Genomic DNA, 4,124 nt, shown 5'->3' with positions numbered 1-4,124 from the left:
CCAAAACGCTCGATGATGGCAATTACCGGGAACATAATCAGGAAAATAGACATAAGTCTATTGTTTACAAAAGATGTGCCTATGATCTCCAGAATATGAAAAAAATCCAGGCCTGATACAAGACCAGTCACAATACCTGCAACCAGTACTACAGCCAGAACATCCAGTTTCAGTGCAAAGCCTAAAACAATAATCACTACACCAATTAATTTAATAATTTCCATATCTTTCCCCTTTCTTAGCTATAAAGCATACAACCTGCAGAAGAGATTTCCTCTTCCTGAATCTTCCCCCTTTCATTGCAAATCTCTTCTTTTCATCATTAAAATATCTTACAGAAAATTACATGATTTTACATTATTATATATAAAAGCTACAAACATGTCCACACTTAATATGCCATCCAACAGCGTAAATTTACCTTCGGAAATAATGGTGTAGAATTCACCCACTATGCACTAACAAAGTATCAGGCAATAACTTGAATTTAGTATACGCCTTTTTGTACTCAAAACAAGCCTCTTTCTCTCATTTCATGTGTACTTTTCATAATCCCCTTGAAATTTATGATCTTTCTATTCTGAGATGATATACTTTGATTTATACTTTCCATGTATTTCCCCAGTTATCCATGCCTGTTCTTTTCTGAATCCAACAGCTGGGCACTGCTTAGGATCTCATATTCTGCTCCCGCTGCTTGCGGCAGTCCAGTTCGACAGGATTTGCGTACTCCGGCGGCGCATGGGGCGGGAGCATATTGTATTTCTGCTTCTGGTCGTATTCAGAGAATAACCGTTCCCCGCTTTGATAGGCAGCGGAAGCAACGGCGGACTGACCTTTGCTGCGCTGGATGATTTTTACATCATGGTGTGGGCATGGCAAGCGTGATTCTTCCTTTCTCCCCGTTGACGGGGCAAGAAAAGAGCAGGGAACCTGTTTCAAAATTTCCTGCTCGGTGATGCCGCTGGTGGGCGGCGGGTATTTAAATGTTACAAATTACTTTTTGCTATAAAAGGCTTCTATCACCTGTCCAATAAATTCCGTTGTTCCTTCTCCATAAATGCTGTCTTGCACTGCCTGTATTTCCTTGTTTGTACGATAAATGGCAGCCATCTCAAGCTCCATAGAAGTAGCATCAGACAGTTGAAACATCTGCTTTGTAACGAAGTCGTATTCCTCAACTAATTCTTTTACTTCAAAGGAATTTACATCCTGACCTTTCTTTCCTGCCAGTTTTTTAACAATTTCCTCCAGCTGTTTCTGATACGCCGGAAAAATTTCTGTATTCCCCGGATTTTTAGATGCATCCAATGCTTTTTCTTTGCTGCCATACCACTCTACAATCTTCTGGAAATTTTTCTGGACAGCTTCAGTAGAAGCATCTTCAAGGAATTTCTTTTTCCATTCCTCCATGCTGCCATAATTCTCAATGAAAATCGCTTTCTGTTCTTCGCTCATATTCGCTGCCATAGAGTTATACATATCCTCTAATTCGATCTTAGTAAATACTTCAAAGTCCATTGTGTTATCTCCTTTCAAAATCCTGTCTATGCTGGTAATCAAACGCTCCATACGTTCTTTCTTTGCCACCAGCATTTTCCGCTGCATTTGCAAAATCTGATTTTTTTCAAGAGCTGGATTTTCTATGACTGCTTTGATTTCTTTCAGGGAAATATCAAACTCACGGAAAAACAAAATCTGTTGCAATGTCTCCAATGCTTTATCGTCATAAAGCCTGTATCCCGCTTCACTTTTGTCTGTCGGCTTCAAAAGTCCGATTTCATCATAGTAGTGAAGCGTGCGTACACTGATACCCGTTAAATCCGATATCTCCTTTACTGTCCTCATTGCCGTCAACCTCCTGTTCTTGATATACTCACTATAATCTATTACGTTCCGTAAGGGTCAATAGGTAATTTCAAATTTTTCTTTGAGTATATCATCTTTCTATCCACACCGGAAGAAGCACCACAGGATGATATAACACTTGTTGGACGGGAACAGCATGCAACGCAAGGTGTTTCCGTCCGGCAAGTCCACAAAGGGGAAGCTGACGGCAGCCAGCGCAGGGGAAGTGTAGCGTCCCCTGTGAGGATTGGAGCAGATGGAACATCTGCGGAAATCCTCTGCTCCCTGCAAGGGGCTTTCAGCAGGACGCAACGCGCCGATTCAAGCGGTGAATAGTTGCGCCCTCTTTCAGAGGAGAAAGCCCCGGCTTGCCACTCTGAAAGCAATCTTCGCCGTTTCCGGCATTCTGCCTTTACTCATTTTCCGGCTTTTGAGATAGTATCTGGCTCAACAATTTGCTGGTTCTCGCTCCGATGGAACAGCAGCTTCAAAATCACGCTGACCTGTTCATCCGTCACAAGCTCCGGGTGGGGCAGGTAGCATTCCAGCTCCGCCCCTCTGGAACAGAGCCGGTGCATCCGCTCACTCCGGGTTTTCTACGGATACCATGCCGAATTCTCACATCATTTTCCGAAAACTCTTTTTTCAGTATCTCTGTTGTCGTCTGTCCTGCGGATGATTATAAAAAACTTTCAGGATATTGGAGCCGGAAGATAGAAGCTATTCGAGTCCGGGATTTAAAAGCCAGGATCCGCAGAAGGCGTTTTGTCTGTCCGGAAAAATTTACCCGCCATTTCAAAAAATTTCCTGCACTTTCCCTCATCCAGCGGTTCTCCCTGAGGGATATGCACTTTTAAAATTATTTTCGTCATTTTTCACTCTCCCGCCAGAAAAGCTAAGGATCTCCGGTGCTTTCTCCGTTTCAATCTGAAGACTCCCCAAACTTAAATACCAAGCTGCTCCATGAATTCAAATGTCGCAGGATCTATCTCCGGTCTCTCCTCTTTCTTCTGCGTTTGATCGGCTGCTGGTGATCCTTGTATTTCCTCTTCCAGACCATCCGGCGTTTTTTTGCTTTCCTCCGGTTTTTCCGCCTGTAGCACAACTGCATGGGCCGCATACTGGGACACAGGTTCTATCGCAGCACCTCTCAACTCTCCTGCCGCCTTTCTCAGCTCTTCCCGGATCACCTGCCTCAGCTCACTTTTTGTCACTTCCACAGGCTCCTCAAAGGCATCAATGGCGCTCACGATGTAATGGGTCGCGCTGGTATACCGTGTCTTGTCATAATGCTCCAGTTTTGAGATCGCCAGGCGGTGGACGGCGATCTTACTGTTCAGCCTCAGGTCAACTCTTTTATTCTTCATCTGCATTTTCCTCCTTTTCATCGCCAGGGCAGTTTTCCCCTGACAGCTCCATGTAGATGCCGATACATCCCAGAGCCATCTCCACTAGCTGGTCATCCTCTGTCATGCTCACCCACTCCACAGCCCGGCTCCCGCAGTAAGGGCACCTCGGATACCCATGCGTACAGCCTTTCACCAGCTCTTCACCGAGGATAAATTGCCTGCCGCAGCCATAGCACTCATATTTCACCAGGTTATCCTGATAAAATCCTTTTACCCATCCATCTTCCCGATACATGGTCCATTCCCCCTTCTCTGTTTTTCGTATCATCTGGGATATCGTCTGTTCCCTGTCACACTCATGGTTCTTCCTTTCCCCGGCGATTTACAGCCGCCTGTCCGGTTCCCTGTGCACGGTCCTGCGCCTGTAAAAGGCTCTTCTCCAGTAGCGCGAAGTCATAGTTACGCTCATGGAAGTTATGGAACCCGTTCTTTTTCTCTGCCTTTTTGTTACGGACTGCGTTGATATGTAATGCCGCATCTGCCTGGTATAACGATGTCAGCAGATAACTCCTAACATTCCGGATGGGCGGTCCGTTCCGGATCCCTTCCAGGATCGTCCGGATATGCTCAGATCCCAGAATGGACAGCCGTTCACACATTGTCTTACGGTTGATCCTTTTCTGGTTGACGGTATAAAAAGCCGCAGCACTGCCCGGAAGGGATACCTCCGCCATGAGCTTCACAATCTCGTCCAGGAGAGCCTGTCCGTATTTTGGGCGCAGAAGGTCATAGCCTATCTGCTCCCGGATCCGGCAGACAGCCTCCTCCTTCCCCTCTTCTCCCCTAAAAGACCTGGAAGAGGATTTTATTATATTTTGTTTATTAGTATTTAGTTTATTAGTATTTTGTAGGTGGCGATTTCCCAAG

General features: G+C 45.4%; 6 protein-coding genes and 2 pseudogenes. All 8 read right to left on the bottom strand.

Features of this window, described 5'->3' with window-relative positions; translation table 11 throughout:
• The coding region (locus WMO65_RS25850) for a 5-oxoproline transporter, DUF969 family subunit (RefSeq protein WP_349064796.1) at window positions 1-224 on the bottom strand (224 nt) is incomplete at its 3' end.
• A gap of 496 nt (window positions 225-720) precedes the next feature.
• A pseudogene (locus tag WMO65_RS25845) lies at window positions 721-882 on the bottom strand (MobQ family relaxase); the annotation flags it as partial.
• A 114-nt stretch (window positions 883-996) separates the two neighbouring features.
• Window positions 997-1,848, bottom strand: coding sequence for a MerR family transcriptional regulator (locus WMO65_RS25840; protein ID WP_349064814.1), 852 nt, complete (start codon window positions 1,846-1,848; stop codon window positions 997-999).
• Window positions 1,849-2,264: 416 nt separating this feature from the next.
• Window positions 2,265-2,429 (bottom strand): annotated as a pseudogene (locus tag WMO65_RS25835) (DUF3847 domain-containing protein); the annotation flags it as partial.
• Window positions 2,430-2,585: 156 nt separating this feature from the next.
• A complete protein-coding gene (locus tag WMO65_RS26620; protein WP_353964008.1) occupies window positions 2,586-2,720 on the bottom strand; it encodes a hypothetical protein in 135 nt (44 codons plus the stop codon).
• A 72-nt stretch (window positions 2,721-2,792) separates the two neighbouring features.
• Complete coding sequence (locus tag WMO65_RS25830; protein ID WP_349064813.1) at window positions 2,793-3,215, bottom strand: hypothetical protein; 423 nt, start codon at window positions 3,213-3,215, stop codon at window positions 2,793-2,795.
• Window positions 3,205-3,492, bottom strand: coding sequence for a TFIIB-type zinc ribbon-containing protein (locus WMO65_RS25825; RefSeq protein ID WP_349064811.1), 288 nt, complete (start codon window positions 3,490-3,492; stop codon window positions 3,205-3,207). The genes WMO65_RS25830 and WMO65_RS25825 overlap by 11 nt, the downstream gene beginning before the upstream one ends.
• A gap of 61 nt (window positions 3,493-3,553) precedes the next feature.
• Window positions 3,554-4,124 (bottom strand): DUF6017 domain-containing protein (locus tag WMO65_RS25820; RefSeq protein WP_349064809.1); only part of this gene is annotated, 571 nt, incomplete at its 5' end.

The sequence above is a fragment of the Blautia caccae genome (assembly GCF_040095955.1).
GTDB lineage: Bacteria > Bacillota > Clostridia > Lachnospirales > Lachnospiraceae > Blautia > Blautia celeris.
Note: the sequence above shows the minus strand (reverse complement) of the source record. Positions and strands in the feature narration are given on the sequence as shown.

Excerpts from the sequence above, each read along its gene's own strand:
- WMO65_RS25830 (WP_349064813.1), bottom strand. The coding sequence starts at position 3,215 with ATGAAGAATAAAAGAGTTGACCTGAGGCTGAACAGTAAGATCGCCGTC.
- WMO65_RS26620 (WP_353964008.1), bottom strand. The coding sequence starts at position 2,720 with ATGACGAAAATAATTTTAAAAGTGCATATCCCTCAGGGAGAACCGCTG.
- WMO65_RS25840 (WP_349064814.1), bottom strand. The coding sequence starts at position 1,848 with ATGAGGACAGTAAAGGAGATATCGGATTTAACGGGTATCAGTGTACGC.
- WMO65_RS25825 (WP_349064811.1), bottom strand. The coding sequence starts at position 3,492 with ATGTATCGGGAAGATGGATGGGTAAAAGGATTTTATCAGGATAACCTG.